At 45.5% G+C, this 18,040-nt stretch carries 22 protein-coding genes and 2 tRNA genes; 10 read left to right on the forward strand and 14 right to left on the reverse strand.

The window, feature by feature from the left end:
* From moaA to taw22, 3 genes are all read left to right on the forward strand, one after another.
* The coding region (gene moaA, locus ACXJGZ_RS07485; protein ID WP_456398885.1) for a GTP 3',8-cyclase MoaA at positions 1-846 on the forward strand (846 nt) is incomplete at its 5' end.
* 58 nt (positions 847-904) lie between these two features.
* Positions 905-1,786, forward strand: coding sequence for a DUF835 domain-containing protein (locus ACXJGZ_RS07490; protein ID WP_456398887.1), 882 nt, complete (start codon positions 905-907; stop codon positions 1,784-1,786).
* On the forward strand, positions 1,752-2,768 hold the full coding sequence (gene taw22 / locus ACXJGZ_RS07495; protein ID WP_456320810.1) for a tRNA (guanine(37)-N1)/4-demethylwyosine(37)-methyltransferase Taw22: 1,017 nt from the start codon (positions 1,752-1,754) through the stop codon (positions 2,766-2,768). Before ACXJGZ_RS07490 ends, taw22 begins: the two co-directional genes overlap by 35 nt.
* Here taw22 and ACXJGZ_RS07500 read toward each other — a convergent pair.
* The 3 genes from ACXJGZ_RS07500 to ACXJGZ_RS07510 are packed head-to-tail and all read right to left on the reverse strand — an operon-like array spanning position 2,749 to position 4,707.
* Positions 2,749-3,147 carry a secondary thiamine-phosphate synthase enzyme YjbQ gene (locus tag ACXJGZ_RS07500; protein WP_456320809.1) on the reverse strand — a complete coding sequence of 133 codons (399 nt, stop codon included), beginning with the start codon at positions 3,145-3,147 and terminating at the stop codon, positions 2,749-2,751. The genes taw22 and ACXJGZ_RS07500 overlap by 20 nt on opposite strands.
* Entirely contained in the window at positions 3,144-3,452 is a 309-nt protein-coding gene (locus ACXJGZ_RS07505; RefSeq protein ID WP_456320808.1) for a hypothetical protein, read from the reverse strand. Before ACXJGZ_RS07505 ends, ACXJGZ_RS07500 begins: the two co-directional genes overlap by 4 nt.
* On the reverse strand, positions 3,418-4,707 hold the full coding sequence (locus ACXJGZ_RS07510; RefSeq protein WP_293256327.1) for a tetratricopeptide repeat protein: 1,290 nt from the start codon (positions 4,705-4,707) through the stop codon (positions 3,418-3,420). The genes ACXJGZ_RS07505 and ACXJGZ_RS07510 overlap by 35 nt, the downstream gene beginning before the upstream one ends.
* 178 nt (positions 4,708-4,885) lie before the next feature.
* Between ACXJGZ_RS07510 and ACXJGZ_RS07515 the strand changes: the two genes are divergently transcribed.
* The gene (locus ACXJGZ_RS07515; RefSeq protein ID WP_456320806.1) at positions 4,886-5,980 is read left to right on the forward strand and encodes a TRM11 family SAM-dependent methyltransferase; all 1,095 of its coding nucleotides are present in this window, start codon (positions 4,886-4,888) and stop codon (positions 5,978-5,980) included.
* Here ACXJGZ_RS07515 and ACXJGZ_RS07520 read toward each other — a convergent pair.
* On the reverse strand, positions 5,977-7,326 hold the full coding sequence (locus tag ACXJGZ_RS07520) for an RsmB/NOP family class I SAM-dependent RNA methyltransferase (RefSeq protein ID WP_456320805.1): 1,350 nt from the start codon (positions 7,324-7,326) through the stop codon (positions 5,977-5,979). The two genes, ACXJGZ_RS07515 and ACXJGZ_RS07520, sit on opposite strands and share 4 nt — an antisense overlap.
* A 78-nt stretch (positions 7,327-7,404) precedes the next feature.
* Here ACXJGZ_RS07520 and ACXJGZ_RS07525 point away from each other — a divergent pair, with 78 nt between their 5' ends.
* A complete protein-coding gene (locus ACXJGZ_RS07525; RefSeq protein ID WP_456398892.1) occupies positions 7,405-9,036 on the forward strand; it encodes a hypothetical protein in 1,632 nt (543 codons plus the stop codon).
* Positions 9,037-9,042: 6 nt separating this feature from the next.
* Positions 9,043-9,483, forward strand: coding sequence for an alanyl-tRNA editing protein (locus ACXJGZ_RS07530; RefSeq protein WP_456326460.1), 441 nt, complete (start codon positions 9,043-9,045; stop codon positions 9,481-9,483).
* 12 nt (positions 9,484-9,495) lie between these two features.
* Here ACXJGZ_RS07530 and thrC read toward each other — a convergent pair whose 3' ends face one another.
* The 6 genes from thrC to ACXJGZ_RS07560 form a co-directional block, all read right to left on the reverse strand.
* Complete coding sequence (gene thrC, locus ACXJGZ_RS07535; RefSeq protein WP_456320802.1) at positions 9,496-10,626, reverse strand: threonine synthase; 1,131 nt, start codon at positions 10,624-10,626, stop codon at positions 9,496-9,498.
* Between the two features lie 4 nt (positions 10,627-10,630).
* Positions 10,631-11,461 carry an agmatinase gene (gene speB / locus ACXJGZ_RS07540; RefSeq protein WP_456398894.1) on the reverse strand — a complete coding sequence of 277 codons (831 nt, stop codon included), beginning with the start codon at positions 11,459-11,461 and terminating at the stop codon, positions 10,631-10,633.
* Complete coding sequence (metG, locus tag ACXJGZ_RS07545) at positions 11,462-11,791, reverse strand: methionine--tRNA ligase subunit beta (RefSeq protein ID WP_366515060.1); 330 nt, start codon at positions 11,789-11,791, stop codon at positions 11,462-11,464.
* A gap of 51 nt (positions 11,792-11,842) precedes the next feature.
* A tRNA-Cys gene (locus tag ACXJGZ_RS07550) sits at positions 11,843-11,917 on the reverse strand.
* Positions 11,918-11,938: 21 nt separating this feature from the next.
* Positions 11,939-12,025: transfer RNA gene (locus tag ACXJGZ_RS07555), tRNA-Ser, on the reverse strand.
* 198 nt (positions 12,026-12,223) lie between these two features.
* Positions 12,224-12,646 carry a hypothetical protein gene (locus tag ACXJGZ_RS07560; protein ID WP_456321420.1) on the reverse strand — a complete coding sequence of 141 codons (423 nt, stop codon included), beginning with the start codon at positions 12,644-12,646 and terminating at the stop codon, positions 12,224-12,226.
* 48 nt (positions 12,647-12,694) lie between these two features.
* Here ACXJGZ_RS07560 and ACXJGZ_RS07565 point away from each other — a divergent pair, with 48 nt between their 5' ends.
* From ACXJGZ_RS07565 to ACXJGZ_RS07575, 3 genes are read left to right on the forward strand one after another with little or no spacing between them, the layout of a single operon-like run.
* Positions 12,695-13,429, forward strand: coding sequence for a class I SAM-dependent methyltransferase (locus tag ACXJGZ_RS07565; RefSeq protein ID WP_366515049.1), 735 nt, complete (start codon positions 12,695-12,697; stop codon positions 13,427-13,429).
* Position 13,430: 1 nt separating this feature from the next.
* A complete protein-coding gene (locus ACXJGZ_RS07570) occupies positions 13,431-14,243 on the forward strand; it encodes a glutamate cyclase domain-containing protein (protein WP_456321421.1) in 813 nt (270 codons plus the stop codon).
* A 10-nt stretch (positions 14,244-14,253) separates the two neighbouring features.
* The gene (locus tag ACXJGZ_RS07575; protein WP_293255366.1) at positions 14,254-14,868 is read left to right on the forward strand and encodes an HD domain-containing protein; all 615 of its coding nucleotides are present in this window, start codon (positions 14,254-14,256) and stop codon (positions 14,866-14,868) included.
* A gap of 24 nt (positions 14,869-14,892) precedes the next feature.
* Here the strand turns inward: ACXJGZ_RS07575 and cyaB are convergent, their stop codons facing one another.
* The 3 genes from cyaB to ACXJGZ_RS07590 are packed head-to-tail and all read right to left on the reverse strand — an operon-like array spanning position 14,893 to position 16,355.
* Positions 14,893-15,420 (reverse strand): class IV adenylate cyclase, encoded by a 528-nt coding sequence (gene cyaB, locus ACXJGZ_RS07580; RefSeq protein ID WP_456321422.1) that lies wholly within the window; start codon positions 15,418-15,420, stop codon positions 14,893-14,895.
* Positions 15,413-15,985, reverse strand: a complete 573-nt coding sequence (locus ACXJGZ_RS07585; protein WP_456398898.1) for an archaemetzincin family Zn-dependent metalloprotease — start codon at positions 15,983-15,985, stop codon at positions 15,413-15,415. The genes cyaB and ACXJGZ_RS07585 overlap by 8 nt, the downstream gene beginning before the upstream one ends.
* Positions 15,963-16,355, reverse strand: a complete 393-nt coding sequence (locus tag ACXJGZ_RS07590; RefSeq protein ID WP_293255357.1) for a DUF86 domain-containing protein — start codon at positions 16,353-16,355, stop codon at positions 15,963-15,965. The genes ACXJGZ_RS07585 and ACXJGZ_RS07590 overlap by 23 nt, the downstream gene beginning before the upstream one ends.
* Positions 16,356-16,431: 76 nt before the next feature.
* Between ACXJGZ_RS07590 and ACXJGZ_RS07595 the strand changes: the two genes are divergently transcribed.
* The gene (locus ACXJGZ_RS07595; RefSeq protein WP_456321423.1) at positions 16,432-17,133 is read left to right on the forward strand and encodes a phosphoglycolate phosphatase; all 702 of its coding nucleotides are present in this window, start codon (positions 16,432-16,434) and stop codon (positions 17,131-17,133) included.
* Here the strand turns inward: ACXJGZ_RS07595 and ACXJGZ_RS07600 are convergent, their stop codons facing one another.
* The gene (locus tag ACXJGZ_RS07600) at positions 17,134-17,976 is read right to left on the reverse strand and encodes an SDH family Clp fold serine proteinase (RefSeq protein WP_456321424.1); all 843 of its coding nucleotides are present in this window, start codon (positions 17,974-17,976) and stop codon (positions 17,134-17,136) included.
* Positions 17,977-18,040: the final 64 nt, after the last annotated feature.

Below are 18,040 nucleotides of genomic sequence, written 5' to 3' on the forward strand. Positions count from 1 at the left end.
TTCTGCCACGGCGAAGGTCAAATAAATTTTAAGAGGCGGGAAATGAACCCGGAGGAAATCGAGAGGCTTGTTAGAATAGCATCCAGCCTTGATATAAAGAAGGTCAAGCTAACGGGAGGGGAACCCACCATAAGGGATGATATCGTGGAGATAGTGCGGAGAATTAAACCCTACACGACGGATTTATCCATGACCACAAACGGCAGCATCATGTACCGCCTCGCCGAGCCACTAAAGGAAGCAGGCCTGGATAGGGTCAACATAAGCTTTCATACAATCGATAGGAAGAACTACAAGCGCATCACAGGATATGATTTATTTGAGCAGGTCATCAGAGGAATAGAAAAGTCAGCCGAGCTATTTTATCCCGTAAAGCTCAACATGACTGTTATGAGGGGGATAAATGAGCATGAAATCTGGGATATGATTGAATTTGCAGCTGAGAAAGGAGTAGTTCTTCAGCTTATAGAACTTGAAGCTCCAAGAGAACTTGAAGAGACCGAATTTTTCAAAACATTCTTCTATCCTCTAAAACCCGTGGAAAGAGAGCTCGAGCAGATGGCAACCCGCATAAAGGAGAGAACCCTCCATAGAAGGAGGAAATATTTCATACCCACCCGCCAGGGAGAAGTGGAAGTTGAAGTGGTTCGCTCAATGCACAATACCATTTTCTGCGCAAACTGCACGAGGCTTAGGGTGACCTCGGATGGCTACTTGAAGACCTGTATCTACAGAAACGACAATTTAATAGACTTTTTAACCCCCATGCGCGATGGAGCCAGCGATGAGGATATTGTGGAGCTCTTTAAGAAAGCAGTGGAAATAAGGGAGCCCTACTGGCGATAGTGCCTATGATAGAGAAAACCATTTAAATTTTAATGAGTACTATAACAAAGGTGAAAGGATGCAGGTGGATGACCCTCTGGGAATCTTTGCTGGAATTGTCGTTCTTATTCTATCTTCCTATGCCACCTACAGGAGCTACACTTTCTACAGGCTATTTAAAATGAGTCTCCCAAAAACTTTCGCCTTCAGGGTTACGATAGCTTTTGGGTTCGCGGTTTTGGGGGGTATTGGAGTCATAATCGACTCGCTGACCCCTGTAAAACTATGGATGGTTATGGCGGCATGTTTTATGGCTGCCCTGGGTGTTTTGATGACTGCAACCTTCCAGTACCTGAAGCTCTTTGTGCAAATTGCCCCTGGAGATCATGTAGAAGCAACAGTTTTAGAGTCTGAGACATCCGAAAAAAACCAAAACTTTCCTAAAGGCGGCTTTACAATTAGAAGAGAACATCTGGAGGAGATAAGTCCAATATGCACCGGCTCAAATGGGGTGATTTTGATCAGCAGAGCAAGGAATGTGAAGGAGCTTGGAATCAGCGTGGATAAATCCCTCTGGCTCAGCAGAATAGAGGTTCCCGATGCCGTTGACCCTACCAGGCTCCACGTTATCATGGATGAAGTTTTAAGATTCATCAGGGCGAAAAGGGGAAATGTAGTCGTGATTCTGGACGGGCTTGAATATCTCCTCCTCCATAACGAGTTCAAGAGTGTTATGAAGTTCCTCGCAGCATTAAAGGACCATGTACTTCTAAATAACTCCCTACTTCTCGTAGCCCTGGAGGAGAAGGCGCTGGACAGGATCGAATACAGCATGCTAACCAAGGAGTTCCCGCCTTTTGAGGTGAAGAAGTTTTCTAAAATTGCGGAAAAAGACGCCCTTTTTGGCGCCATAAAGGAGGAGAGCGATGAGCGCGGTGGCGGTGAAGAAGAGGGAAGCTGAAAAAGCCAAAAGAATGCTAAAACATGCGGGTATATACGATGGCAAGCGGAGACCAAGAGTGGAGGGAGATTTTGTTTTACTGCCCGTGCTGGATGTTAAAAGGGCACTGGAGCTCGGATTTGAGATCCGGGATGTCGAACTCCCAATGCGCCCGGAGAGGCAGATATACAAAAACCTTGAGAGTGTTTTAAAAGAAAAACTGACGGAGGAAGAGCTCACATTTTTGAGGCGCTATGATGTTGTAGGAGACATAGCGATAATTCAGATACCACCGGAGCTTGAGTCCAAAAAGGATTTAATAGTGGAGGGACTCTTAAAGGTGCATCCCTTCCTAAAGGTCATCGCGAGGAGAGGGTTTCACAGGGGAACATTTAGGGTCAGAGAGTACGAAGTAATATGGGGCGATGAAAGATTAACGACGATCCACAGGGAAAATGGAATTAAACTCAAAATTGACCTCAGCAGGGTGTTCTTCAACCCCCGGATGAAGGGAGAGCGCTATCGTCTGGCAAACTTGGTTAGGAATGGCGAGAAAATCCTAATCCCTTTTGCCGGCATCCTGCCATATGCCCTCGTTATAGCGCGCTATAAAAACGTTGATATAACGGCGGTGGAGCTCAATAAGGACGCCGTAAAGCTAGGTTTGGAGAATATTGAAATGAACAGGAAGAATTTGAAGGGAAGAATTGAACTAATAGTGGGGGATGCCTTTGAAGTCCTTCCGGAGCTGGGAACCTACGACAGGGTGATAAGCCCAACACCAAGAGGAGTTGATGCTCTAAAGCTTGTTCTGAGCAAAGCAGATAAGTTTTTACATTATTATGATTTCATCCACGAGTCAAGAATTGAGGAATTCAAGAATTACATAATTAATGAATGCAATAATTATGGAAAAACTTGTGATGTCAGAATTAAAAGGGTATCAGATTTCAAGCCCCATGTTTACAAAATCTGCGCTGATATCAGCATTCGCAAATCTTAACCAGAACCTTCCTAATTCTTGGACCGTCAAGCTCTATAAAGAGAATGCTCTGCCATGTCCCCAGGAAAAGCTTCCCATCTTCTATGGGAACCGTCAGGCTCGGGTTCATTAGGATAGCCCTCAGGTGAGAGTGGGCATTTCTGTCGATAGAATTATGTGCGTATCTCTCCTCCTTTGGAACCAGCCCTTTAAAGAGCCTTTCAATATCCCTCAAGAGCCGGGGCTCATTTTCATTTATAATCAGGGAGGTGGTGGTGTGTTTTGTAAATATAACAGCTATTCCCTCTTTCACGCCGCTTTCCTTTACGATCTCCTCTATGGAGTGCGTTATATCTACTATCTCAAACTCCTTTGAGGTTTTAACTTCAATCTCCCTCATTTTCCCATCACCACCTCCACTCCTTCTTTGGCCCTTTTGAGTAATTCTGGTGGGGATATATCGTCCTCCTCTATCATGGCCCGCAGTATAACTATGCTTTCAAAGGCCCCTATTATCCTCTCGTCCTTCGAACGTTTAACCGCATCTTTCAATATAGCGTACATCTCATCCACAGTCTCTATCAAAAGCTCCCTGTTTTGGGAGATTCTCTTAAAGTCATCGCTAAGCAGGCTCTCCAGGAGGATTTCAACGAATTGAAGTTTCTCTTTTTTATTTTTTCTCTGCAGCCTGGAGAGAATCTCCACTCTTCCCCCCTCCACTCTGCCTGACGACCTTAACCAAGAGCTCTGAAATTAACTGAGAGGAAAGCTTTGGATCCTTCACATGCATTACAAGGTCAATTGCATCATCTATTCTGTTCTCCCGCAGCAGATGATGAGCTATGCTCCCGAGTGCAAGTGAGCGGAGCTCCTCATTCCCAATTTTGGCAGATATTTTAACAGCACTCTCTACATCACCAGTCTTGAGGTAATAGTTCACAACTTTTACAAGAACCCTCTCATCGGTTACATTCAGGGCAATAAAGCTGACCAGATATTCAAGCTCCTTCTCCGGATGCTCGAGGAGATAGTTCATAATCTCCCTGCTCGCCAAGTTTAGTTCGTCCTCAGACAGTTTCTGGAGGAAAGTAAGGAGAACATCAGGCTTTCTTTTTACAAGGATTTTTGAGAGCTCCACAAGCATTTCATTATAATCCCTAACACTCCTTATGAGTTTCAGTGCACCATTCACCTCACCGTTCAGGGCGAATATCACTATTAAATCGCCGGTTATGTCCAATCTAAGCCTCTTTGAAAGCTCTATTGCCACCGAAACAAGCCTCTCATAGTACCTCCTGGAGACATTCACCTTTTTAAGATGGGTTATGACCTCCCTCATCACCTGCTTTACCCATAGGGGATCCCTTAGATAGTTTATCATGTATATTGCCCTATCATACTCCTCTACTCTTAAAAGGGTTCGTATGAGCTCAAAGGTTGCCACGGAATAATATGGCTCTTTTTGTATCTGCTGCCATATGTACTCGGCTTTTCTTATCTGAAGGGGCCTTATTGTGCTGGTTCTTTTGATTTTGAAGAGATACCTCTTAAGCGCAAGGAGGAGTGCTTCATTTTTTATTTCGCTGTCAGAGATTTCTGAGGCATGATATATTGCTTCATCAATTTCATCCAGATCAACGAGGTACTTTACTATGTCCACCCTCACAAGGTCTCTATCTCCCTTAGGCAGCCCCCTCAAATCATCCTCTATCTGCTGAAAAATCCTCTTTGATGATTTCAAACCCGCTTTCCCCATGTAGTATGCTACCGTGCTTAAATTTTTGAGAAGAAAAACTGGATTTTCTATGAGATAAACTGTATCAAGCGCCCTTTTAAAAGCATCGCTCGCGAGAGGGTTTTTCATTCTAGTAAGCTCAACCCCGATTTTGGCATAGGTGATAGCCCTTACAGCGGGGTCTTTTATAACCTCCACGGATTTCATAACTTCCTTTATCAGCATATAACCACCGCCCTATTCCTATAGGGTATCAGCCCTTGTATTATATTTAATTTTTGGTGGGGACGTGTTTATAGTAACTTTTCATTCCCGGGATGTGTTGAAATTAGGTAACAGGAGTAAATTAAACACGCCCTTTTTGGTGGCAAAGCTTTTTAACCCCTCCATCCCTTGTGATATCATGTATGCCGTAGTATTCGGGAAAAATCCAAAGCTCAGCAAGGCGGAATTCTGGGCATTCACGAGAAGATTTGGATTGAGAGCCAGAGCCATAGAAAACTCAGAGAACTGGCTTATTTTTGAATGTAACAGGAGAATTGAACATCTATTTCACAAGTTAGGCGGTTCTTTAAAGCTCATTAAGATAATAGGAAAGGGTGAAGAAGCAATAAATGAGTTTAAATATTCAAAGCACTTCACAATAAGCTTCTATGGAAAAGAAGACTGGAAGCTGTGGCGCAAAATGGGAAGCAAAATCAAAAAGAACTTCAAAGAAGAAGGATCTTCCAAATTTTTTAAGCCCAGAAACGTTTATTCAATGCCCTCGGAGCTTATTCTAAAGGGATTTCCAGAAACTAAAGATTTTACGTTCCTATTTGGGAATGAACTCTATGTGGGAGAGACCCTTATGATTGCAGATCCCTTCGAACTCAAAAAGCTCGACGTGGGAAGACCTAGACAGAGGGCCATCCTGTCAATTCCCCCAAGACTTGCAAGGATAATGATCAATTTAAGCGAAAAGAGAGAAGGGAACTTTTTGGACCCCTTTTGCGGTGTTGGAACAATTGTACAGGAATTTCTCCTTCAAGGATTGAACGCCTACGGGAGCGATATAAACCCCAAAATTTTGGAAGCAGCCAGACAGAACATCAAATGGTTGAGGAAGGAATTTGGACTCAAAAGAAACGCCCATCTGGAGGTTTGCGATGCCAAAAGGCTTCAAAAATGCTTCAGAACGAAGTTCGACGCCATCATTACAGAGCCATATCTTGGAAAGCCTCTCAAACACTTCCCATCAAGGAGCGAAGCCATGAGAATGGCAAAGGAGCTCGATCATTTCTATTATCCCGTCTTCGAGGGCTTTGCAAAGGTGTTAAAAAGAAACGGGCGTGTTGTCTTTGTTTTTCCAGCATACAAGCTTGAAGATGGAAAAATTTACCGCAGGGATAGAAAATGGTTAAAAAAGCTTGGCTTTGAGGTTCTGGCAAAATATACCGATTTCGAGCCGAGGCACAGGGTTGTAAGGGATATACATGTCCTCCGGTATAGGGGTTAGGGCTTCCTCAGCTTTGCAATAAAAAAGCTGTTGCAGTCGTGAAGATAGGTGAAAGCCCTAAACACTTCATTTCCTATTTCTGTAAATCCTCTCTCACCCCAAGTGAACTCGTGGGGAACGAGCTCAAATCCCTTGCGGAGTGCATATCTAACATTCTCTTCGTTCTCATCTACCCTTATTGAGCATGTTGAATAAGTCATTTCTCCACCTTTTTTCAAATTCTTGTATGCATTCCTGAGCATCTCTTTCTGAACCTGAATGACCTTCTTTATCTTCTCCTCACTAAAGCTCCACTTAACATCGGGAAACTGCCGGTAGGTTCCCGAGGAAGAGCACGGAGCATCAAGGATTATTTTATCGAACTCCCCTCCTCTGAAAGTTCTTCCATCCGCATGGACGAGCTTCACATTCTTTATTCCAAGGAGAGACATTTTTTCACGCATTTTTTCAAGACGATCCCGTGAATAGTCAATCGCAACAATCTCACCAGTGTTCTCCATTAGATGGGCGACATGGAAGGTTTTACTTCCTGGGGCTGCAGCCATGTCAAGAATTCTCTCCCCTCTCTCCGGGCTCAAAACGTGTGCCACATATGCACTTGCAAGATCCTGAATGACAAAATACCCCTTTGAATACCAGCTTAAACGGGTTAATGGCACTTTATAGTCCAGTATTTTGAGAACATCATCCAGAGGTGTCCTTGCGGTTCTCACGCCTTTCTCCTCGAGGTAGTCCCTCAATGTATCAATGTCGGTTTTTAGGGGGTTAACCCTCACATAATACCTCTGCGATCTGTTGTTGGAATGCATCAAACGGATGGCACCATCATATCCGAGCAGGTCAATGGCATACTCCACGTACCATCTGGGATGCGAGAATTTAACGCTCAGATATTCAATTTTATCCCTCTCCCTGAGCCTCTGGAGGGCCTTCCTTTCATCGAACTCCTCGACACCCCTCAGAAGGGCATTTGCAAACTTCGCTGTTTTTATATTGAATCGTTCTTTGACCACCCTTATTATGGAATCCGTCGCAATAGCGGAGGGGGTGTTCTTGAATTTCAAATCGTAGGTTCCTATGCGGAGAAGATTGGCAAGCAGGGGGTTTAAATCCTCCAGCTGGCTGCCCTTCAAAACGGAGTTTATGTTGAAGTCTATCCTCCTCTTCCACTTGAGAATCTCAAAAACGTAGGAGTGAGCCAAACCCCTATACCTCTCCCTATCCCTCTCAATAACGTTTCTAAACGCTCTCTCCAGAGCATTCTTGGCCGAGAGGTTGAGCTCTTCGATATCCAACAGAATACTGGCTATGAGCTCCTGAAGGGTGACTTTTATGGTGACCTCCATGTTTCTGGCTTCTATGGGGTAATTTAAAAACTTTCCTTCCCAATCGAAGGGTTTATATTCCCTCCCACGCATTTATGCATGAGAGTGATAAAGATGGAAAGATTATCTGGAGTTAACATCCGCAAAGGGGAATCCTTTGGAGTGGGCTTCTTGTTGGTGCTCGCATTTTTAGCATGGTTCTTCAGACCATGGCTCCATGGAATAATCCTCGGACTGTACAGATATCCCATAACAGCTTACATTTTGATACTGCTCATAGCAGCAATGCTCTATGGAGTCAAGGCAAAATACACCCGGACTTCAAAGGACAAAATGGTAACCTCCGCTCTGGGAGTGCTCTTAGTCATTCTGATTTTTGTGTCATTCTTCACAGGAGCCCTTACAAACACCGCTTTGTACAGGGAATATCATCCAAAGGAAGTATCAAGCGCTCTCGCCCTTTCCACCACAAACATAAGAATCCTCCCAAAGGCTACAGCCTACAGATATGCCGTCGATACCATAGAGTATGCCAGATACACTTTGGGAGCTCCCCACCTGACCATAAAGAGCGGCTCCCCGGTATGGGCATTTTACATAGTTCCCGACGGCGCATGGAATGCCATCAGGCTCAAGGATAAGGGAGTTCTCTTCGTCTCCATGAATACCACGAGGGCGGATATCGAGCGCGTAGAAAATGAGCTCCAGGTGGGCCCGAACATGCAGATCTTTGACAATCTTGAATGGAAGATTTACAAGAAGCATTTTCTAATTGACCCTGATCTCCCAAGAGTACTCCATTATGAAGGGAAAATCTACATAGTGGTGCCTTACATCTCCTACAGGTTCCGTGTCTTTTACACTGTGCCCAAGTGGGGCGGCGTGATAATCATTGATGAGGACGGAAACATAGAGGATCTAAAGCCGGAAGAAGCTCTAAAAGATCCGCGTCTCAAGGACTTCCCGCTTTTCCCCGAAAGCCTGACGCGTGATATTGTGGAAGCTCAGAACTACTGGATGGACAGCTTTTTAAGTAACATAAAGAACCTATGGCTCTATCATAAAAATCAGATTGAACTCATAGATGTTAGTAATCAAGGAAACAGACAACCATTTTTGGTTATCGCAAATGATGGAAGGAAATACTGGATGACAGCCGTGGAACCCTATGGACGGGCACATGGATTGGCTGCAATATACTTAATGGATGCGCAGAGCGGTGAAATGACCCAGGTCAAATTTGAAACGCCATTAACAGGGCCCGTGAAGGCAATAGACTACGTTAAAAAAGCTCTCCCGACCTTCGACTGGAGCCAGTTTAGAGCCGTGGAGCCCATCCCCGTGTTCCTGGAGGGGACTCTATGGTGGAGGATTGCAATAATCCCAAATACTGGTTCGGGAGTGGCGAAGATAGCCTTTGTAAATGCGGAGAGCAAGGATGTGAGGATATTCGAAAAAGAAGGAGATGTGAAGGACTTCATACTAACCGGACGGGTAAAGCCCTCCAATAAAACGCAGACAATAGAAGGAGTGCTGAAGGCCAAATACTCCTACATCCAAAATGGGAACACCCACTGGATACTCCTTATAGATAACCAAACAATCTCAACAAGTGCTGAGGATCTCAGTGAAGAGCTAATTTACAAGCTTCTAATACTAGAAGAAGGCGATAGAGTGAAGATCGAGCTGAAGGATGGAAGGGTGGTGGAGATAAACGTCGAAAGGGGGTAAGGGGATGTGGAGGTTAAAACACACACCGCCCTCCATGTTGTGAAGGGTGCTGTGGTTAAAGTTTTGGGTGCAAAATGGACGGCCAGCGTTTACACCAACGGAAATCACGGAAGACTTACCGTAAAATTCAATAGGAAACCCACAAATGAAGAGATAAATGAAATTGAGCGCCTTGCCAATGAAAAGGTGAAGGAGAACGTACCCATCAAAGTTTATGAACTTCCCAGGGGAGAAGCCGAGAGGCGCTTTGGCGATGAAATGTACGACCTCTTTCCAATCCCGCCCGAGGTCAAAACGCTTAGGGTTGTGGTCATAGATGGATGGAATATCAACGCGTGCAATAAGGAGCACACGAAGACGACTGGAGAGATAGGCGAGATAAAGATAAGAAAAGTCCGCTTCAGGAAAAGCAAGGAGCTGCTCGAAATAAGCTTTGATGTCCTTTAAAAATCATGCACTTTACTCACTCAGTTCACCATCCTCAACATTTGGTGCCTTCACCTGATGAAGCGTTTTAATACCCGAACCTGTTAGAATGCTCACCACCTTTGCACCTTTTTCAACTGTTCCATTCTCTCTAAGCTTCTTCAGTGCTGCTATGCTCGTAGCAGAAGCAGGTTGAACAAAGATGCCCTCCTCACCAAGGGCTCTTTGAGCACTCAAAATCTCTTTATCATCCACGCTCACGCACAACCCCTCAAGCTTTCTCAAAAGCCTTAGAACAGCATTCCCGCTCGGTGGGTAGGGATTTTCTATGGCATGGGCTATGGTGTGGGGATTTTCAAAACGCTCGATTTTTTGCCTTTCCTCGTAGAAGGCACTGCATATTGGAGAGCATCCTTCGGCTTGAATGACAACGAACTTTGGAAGCTCTTCTATAAGCTCGCTTTCTTTAAGCTCAAGGAAACCCTTCACAATGCCCCTAAAGAGACCTCCGGAGCTCGTTGGAATCAGAACATAGTCGGGTGTTACATCCTCAATGATTTCGAAGCTTATGCTTTTATAGCCTTCAACACGGAAGGGATCATCAGAGTTTATGAAGTATATCCCTCTATCCCGTCCAAATTCCAAGCTCTTGTAGTAGAGTTCGCCATAATCTCCACGAACCTTGATAATTTTAGCTCCGTAGAGTGCAAGGGCTTTAAGCTTCTCCTCCGCTATGTTGGAGGGGAGGAGGATGAAGGTTTCGAATCCAAAGCGTGCACCGTAAGCGGCAACGCTCGCAGCCATGTTACCCGTCGAGACCGTGCCTATTCTCTTAAATCCAAGCTCCAAAGCTCTGTGAATTCCTACGAACGTTCCTCTATCCTTGAAGCTCCATGTTGGGTTGAGGGTCTCGTTCTTTAGATATAGCCTAACGCCGAGTTCTTTTGAGAGGTGTTTCGCTTTCGTGAGGGGTGTATCCCCCTCTCCCAGGCTCAATTCAAGGTCGAGTTCAAAGGGAAAGAACTGAGAAAAGCGCTCCCACACCCTTCGTCCTATGCCAGGTAAACCTTTAAAGAGTTCCAGCTCCAGGGGTTCCCCGCATTCACACCTTTGATAGGGTTCATCTAAGGGGTACTCCCTTCCGCAGCGTGTACACTTCAACATGAAATCACCCCCTCATTTTTCCCAGCACTTCCCTGATTATCTTTGCCGCAGCAAAAGCGCTTATGCCCTTGTAATCATACCCCGGATTGAGCTCGACGATATCAAATGCCATCACCTTCACATCCAGATTTTTTACCACCTCAACAAGCTCCCTTGTGCTTAATCCTCCCGGCTCGGGGTTTCCAACTCCCGGGGCAAAAGCAGGGTCAAGAACGTCCATATCGAAGGATAGATAAGCTCTCCCAAAGGGAATCTCTATCTCCGGAGAGCGATAGATTTCCGAGGCGGATATTATTTTTATCCCGTGCTCCCTTGCAAACTCTATTTGCTCCTTCGTGGGTGCTCTAACACCAATCTGCACGACATTTTCTCCTTCAACGAGCCCCTCCTCCACCAGCCGTCTCACCGTGCACGCATGGGAGTACATATCTCCTTCATATTTGGGGTACAGATCAGGATGAGCATCGAAATAGATCAACCCAAAGCGCTCCTTAAAAGCCTCTTTTATAGCTTTAAATGTGGCGTAGGTTATAGAGTGATCACCGCCGAGGAAGAGAAAGAGTTCTCCCTTGTAGTAAGCTTTGACAGTGCTGTTAACTCTTTCAACAAGTTCTTCGAAGCTGTCCGCTTTGATATCCCCCAGGTCTTTATATCTCCAATGCTCTGCAAGGTTGGTAAGGCCTTCGTTAAAGCTGTTGTAAAGTTTGCTCGATGTGGCTTCCCTTATGGCATTTGGACCCTCAGCTGAGCCTCTTCTGAAAGATGAGGAGGCATCCCAGGGAATTCCGAGAAGATATAGGTTCGGTTTCTCTGATTGAGGAATTCCAAAGAGCATTTACCACACCTTTGTTCCTGCGGGTATTTCATCGGGCACAGGGATTAAATACACCTTTCCCTCTTCATTTTCACCGACTATTAGCATTCCCCTGCTTTCCACTCCCGAGAGCTTTTTGGGTTTTAAATTTAGAACAAAGATAAATTTTTTCCCCTTTAACTCCTCTTCGTTGTATTGATCGGCTATCCCACTTATAATCGTCCTCTCTTCCTTTCCAAAGTCTACAATGAGCTTTATCAGCTTCCTGGTCCTCTTAATTTTTTCAGCTTCTTTCACAAAACCAACCCTGAGATCAAACTTCCAGAAGTCTTCCACATCATAGAGTTCCATGCCCATCACCATTTAAAATTGGCAAAGAAAGTATTTAGGTTTTGTTAATTTTGGAGCCGGGAGGGGGAGTTGAACCCCCGTAAAGCGGATCTGCAGTCCGCCGCCTCGCCTCTAGGCTATCCCGGCAAAAGCCCTTAAAGAAAATTCTGGCGCCGCGGAGGGGATTTGAACCCCTGAGGGACCATGCCCACCGGCTTAGCAGGCCGGCGCCATACCAGGCTAGGCTACCGCGGCACGTGTCCAACATTGATGAGGTAGAGGAGGGTATTTAAGCTTTTCGCATGAGGTAAGGAGACTGTTAGGATAATTATGATGTGCTTGAAACTGGTGTAGTTTTAGTTTCTTTAGAGGGACATTATCAAAAGCATTCTACTCCTGACAGCACCGAGGTAAGAGCTCATTTATAAAAGGAAAATAAAAGGTGAAGGAAACTCACTCCCCTTTAACACCTACGTTTACCCTTGGGATAGGAATTGGGTATGGGAGCTGAAGCCTCTTTGAAAGGTTCAGAAGGGTTGGCATTATTTCATTCGTAATCGCATTTACGGCTTCGGCAAAGAGATAGGGATCAACCCTCTTCTCGCTTTCCCACACATCAAGGATTTTGTCGACATCCTCCTTGTTCCTCGGGAGATAGAACACGCGCCCTTCAATGGACGCTTTTGCAATATCTGGCTTGTAATTAACGGTATACTCAAAGAGCACCTCTATTCCATTGACCTTTCCCGTCGGTGTTCTGAGCTCTCCCAGCCGGAGCTCATTTATCCTGGGTGTTAAATCGACTTCCACCTGAGAAGTTGGCGCCTTAATTTTCTCAAAGCTAATCTTTCTAATATCTATTCCCAACACTGCCATGTTCTTTCACCTAATTTCCCTTTACCACAGGCTCTTAAAAGCCTTTGGTTGATAAGTGTTTTTAAGGAGTTTGTGGATATACCTCTGGGTGTTGTCATGGACTTTGAAGAGTATTATCTTTACTCAAAAGCCTACAGCGATATAGAATCCCCCGAGTACAAAAAGCGCCTGGAAGAGCTCAAACCCTATCTAACCTCCCTAATGAGGGAAAGAGGACGGGTTTTGGATCTTGCATGCGGGGTGGGTGGTTTCTCTTTTCTCCTGGAAGAAATGGGACATGAGGTTGTAGGTCTCGATATAAGCGATTTTCTCCTTGAGAAAGCCAGAGCTTACAGAGATACCAGAGATTCGGAGGTTGAGTTCGTGAAGGGTGATGCAAGAAAACTGCCTTTCGAAGGGGGAACCTTTGACTACGTTGTGTTTCTGGGCAACAGCATAGTGCATTTCACGCCACTTGAGCTGAATCAGGTGTTTAAGGAAGTTCGCAGGGTTTTAAAGCCTCATGGCCTTTTCCTGCTGCACTATAATGACATGAGAGAGCTCCTCCCGATCCTGGAAGGAAGTGAGGTCATCGCCGATGGGTACTGGGTGAGTCAAATTCGCAAGGACAAAGAGGAGAAGTATTTTATAGCCGTCTTTGAGTCTCCAAAGGGGAAGTTCGAGGTTAAATTCAACCTCTGGGGAAAAACCGCCGTGGAACTGCTCTCAAAGCTCTACTTTGTAAGGGAGGAGAGCATTGAGATTAAGGAAAACTCCTATCTGGATGTACTGAGGAGGAAGTGAGATGATAGCACACCTGATTAATACCGATCTCGGGAATAGGGGGATAATAGATGTTTACCTCGCGTACAGGAAAAAGAATCCAAACTTTTTAAAGAGAGCTGCAAGCATGGTATTGGAAAATCTGGATCGGGTTCTCATAGCTACGGGATTCCCGATCCCGCCCATGGACATATGTGAAACCGATGGTCCTCTTGGGGCTCTTGCCATCTATCAAGCCATAGAAGAGCTCGGAGGAAGGGCTGAGATCCTAACATATGACGAGCTAAAAGAGGCATTGAAGCCCTTTGGGATTCGCTTTAATGATGCTCCCATACTGAATTCCTACTCCCTCCTGATAGCGGTTGAACTGCCCGGGAGAACCAGGGACTGGGGCTACTACTCAATGAGCGCCCATAGGGTTAGAGCCAAGCCCTTTGATGGTCTTTTCATAGATGCCCGGGAAAGAGGCATACCCACAATAGGGATTGGAGATGGCGGAAACGAGGTCGGCATGGGCAATATAAGAAGCCTCGTGGAAAAATATGTGCCCCTCGGAGAAAAGGTTGCCAGCATAGTGAAGACGGATGAGCTTATACTCTCCGCGGTCTCGAACTGGGGTGCCTATGGACTGGTAGCCCAGCTCTCCCTGGACTTCGGGAAAAACCTCCTAAAGGGGTGGGATGAGAGGGAGAACCTCAAAAGGCTTGTAAGCGCCGGAATTATAGATGGAGTCGTGAAAAAAGAAGCCATGAGCGTTGATGGTTTGAGCGTTGACATTCATGAGCGCTTTGTGGAGCTCCTGAAGGAGATAATCGTGGAAAAAATTTCCCCGTGAGGTGAAGGGTTTGAGGCTGGAGGACTACATTAAGAGTAGGGAAAGCCTAGCATTGATACGGGAAGCGGAGAACTTTGCAAGGGGCTTCTTTGAGCGTGAGGGCACCCATGGATTTTCCCACGTTAAAAGGGTCCTAAACCTGTGCATGCACATAGGAAAGCAGGAAGGAGCTGATCTGGAGGTGCTGGCACTTGCAGCGCTCCTCCACGATGTTGCGCGCCCCTTGGAATCGAAGGGAATCATAGAGGATCATGCCAGGGAAGGGGCAAGGATTGCCCGTGAATTCCTTGAAAAGCGGGGATATCCCAAGGTCGGGGAGGTTGTGCATGCCATAGAAACCCACAGGTTTTCGAAGAAGAAGCCTCCCAAAACCCTTGAGGCAAAGATTTTGAGCGATGCGGATAAGCTGGATGCAATAGGGGCAATAGGAGTTGCTAGAGTCTTTATGTACTCAGGAGAGCATGGAAGAAGCATGGAATACTCGCTCAAGCACTTTGAGGAGAAGATACTGAAGCTCAAGGATTTAATGCATACGGAGACTGCAAGAAAGATGGCGCTTGAGAGGCACAGATTTACGGCGAAATTCGTGGAGAGAATAAGAAGGGAGATAGAGGGGGAGATATAAGGGCGTTCCATTCTTCATCGGCCCTCATTTAGCCAGGAGAAGCTCCAGATAGGATCTCCTCTCAAATCTTTTAACACCAACATCTCTGAGAATCTCTCTTAGCTCACTTGCTATCTCCTTTATATCCCCCTCTTCCACGAGCTCCTCAATCTCCACAAACTTTCCAAGGTCTTCCACGTCATCGAGGGTTATTATGATGCCCTTTTTGACGAAATACTTTTCACGAATCTTTCTAACCGTAATCACCTCTCTAAATCCCAGCACCCTTAAAATCTCCTCATATTTATCGGGCTCGGCTATTGGGACCTCAATCTCCCTGCGGGTCTTTGAGGACTCGTCGAGCTTTGCCCCTTTGTAGGTTAAAAACGCTTCAAAATGGCCATCAAAACGCTTTATTCTGATTCTCAGGGCTTCATCCGTTTTGGAGAAATCCCTGCAGGGATGCTGATAGTATGTGTCCTCGTGAACTTCCCTCCTCAGGAATTCAAACCTCTCCCTAACTTCCTTAAAGATTTCATCGTCAGCGTATCCTTTGAGCTCAACTTCAATCATTTCCTCTCCCCTCCGTTAGTCTGTCTATGTTGTATTTTATCTTTTCCTCGCACTTTTCACAGAACCTCCACCCCTTAAAATCGGTATCAAATATGGAGTTTGAAAAGTGCATGACGCATTTGGGGTCCGGACAGTGGGGAAGTCCAAAAACGTGGCCAAGTTCGTGAACGGCTTCTTTAAGAGTCCTCTCTCCGAGCTTCTCATAATTATAGGGTTCCCTGTAGAAGCGTGGATCCAGGCGGTATATGGAGATAATGGCGCTCCTCAGGGGTGGAATCGCAACCCCAAATACAAAATTCATTCCCCTCTCATAGAGATCAACATCCGTGATACCGAGGAGAGCTTTAAAATTCCCCCTTATCCTCGCTATGCGATAGGCAATCGTGCTTGCCAGAAACTGCCCTCTAAGCTCATCGTAGGAATCCAAGAACGGCTTTATATCAATTTCCGGCATGAGCTCCACATTTAAGCCAAATTTTCCAAAATATGCGTCCAGATTCCTCTTCAAGTCCTCAATGAGCTCCTGTGGGAGCCCATAACCCTTAATCGGAAGCAGCCCTATCATTCCGCTTCCTCCTTAAAGTCTTTAAAACACTTCTAATCATTTCAGTGTACTCTTTCATATTTCTAAAAGCTATTTCATCATTTACCAGATCATAATTGTAGATAAAGATCTCTCTGAGCTGGAGAAGAAACTCCATGTTTTCTTTGTCCTTATCACTCAAAATCCCTCTCTCATGAAGCTCGGATACTATATCACCGTAGCTGAAAACGGCACCCTCCGTGAGTTCCGAGAGCTCATCTATTAAAAGCTGAATTGCAAACTCCAGATGTTTATAAATCCCGTCTTTAATCAATCCAAGTGATTTAAACTCTTCGAGGGTCTTGGGGAGGTTCTCCTCTATAATCCTAAGGCTCTCTTCGATTTTTTCCATCTTTTATCACCATCTCTTATCTCTTATCATCAAAGTTTATTAACTCTCCACCGAAATTAAGCTTTGGGTGTGGGTGATGATAAAGGCAATAGCCACGGATATAGATGGGACCATAACATACCCGGACAGAAAGCTCCATGAGGAAGCTTTAAGGGCCATAAGGTTTGCAGAGAACCTTGGAGTTAAGATAATGCTTGTAACGGGAAATCACGCTGGCTTTGCAATGGGGGCGAGCATTTTGATAGGAACGAGCGGCCCCATAATAGCGGAGGATGGTGGAGTAGTGGCTGACCATAGGGGAAATAATCGCATATATCTTGGGGATATGGGAGAGACCATGCTTCTTTGGAGCGAGCTTAAAAAGCGCTATCCTGAAGCTGAAATGAGCTATTCCATGAGATATGGTGAAAGAAAGGCGGGACTGGTATTAACCCGAAAGGTTCCCGTTGAAGAGGTTAAAAAGCTAATTGAGGAGCTAGGCTTAAACTTGGTAGCTGTGGACAGTGGATATGCAATTCATGTGAAGCAACCATGGGTGAACAAGGGGAATGGAATAAAAAAGGCGTGCGAGATGCTTGGTATAAAACCGAGAGAAGTCGCCCATATAGGAGACGGGGAGAACGATTTAGATGCCTTTGAGGTTGTAGGTTATAAGGTTGCTGTGGCGCAGGCACCGGAGAGCTTGAAGGAAAAAGCGGATTACATCACGGAAAAGCCCTATGGGGAAGGAGGAGCGGAGGGAATAATGCACATCCTCAAAAAGTTTGGATATCTCTAATCACCTGCGATTTTCCTGCTTTACTGGATATGGCATGAACTCAACGGTTCCCCTATTTTTCATGGGCTGCTTGTAGAGCTCCATCAAGGTGTAAACCTCACTTGGAACCTCCGTCTCTACGTGCAATCCAAGTTCTCTGGCATGTTCTATGGTTATTGGATAATCGTGGGTCCATCTGCCTTCGGTTAAAACCTCAGCCAGTTCCCTGGCTTTCTCATCGCCATATTTGTCCCTGAGGAGGGAGTATATGAATTCCCTAACCTGTCTGAGGGCTTTCTTTGAAACATCCGCTAGAATTAATGTTTGATCATCCACCTTATCCACACCCTTCTGCTCAACGGCTTTTATTATGCTTGGGGCAGGGTATTGTCCCAATTGGGGATCAACGGGTCCCAAAACAGCGTGGGGATCCATTATTATCTTATCCGCCGCCAGGGCTATTAGAGTTCCACCGCTCATTGCATAGTGGGGAACTATAACCCTTGTCTCAGCCGGATGATCGTTAAGAGCTTTGGCTATCTGGGTTGCTGCGAGAACCAGCCCTCCCGGTGTGTGAATTATTAAGTCTATGGGCTTATCTTTTGGTGCCATTCTTATCGCTCTTAAAACCTCTTCACTGTCTTCAACGCTGATGAACTTGTAGAAGGGGATTCCAAAGAGCCCAACACTCTCTTGCCTGTGGATTAGTGTAATTACCGTTGAGTTCCTCTTGCGGGAGAGCCTTTGGAGTAGCTTTGCCCTGCTTATTTGGAGGCTTTTAAACTGCATCTGAGGCCAGAGCAACAGATAAAGGAAGAACAACCACCAGATCAATGAGCCAAAGAACCCGCTCAATGGATCCATTGGCACCACCCCTATTCAACTATAGTAACGCAATGTTCTTAAAATTTTTGCTTCAACTTCATTC

The sequence above is a fragment of the Palaeococcus sp. (in: euryarchaeotes) genome (assembly GCF_053987695.1).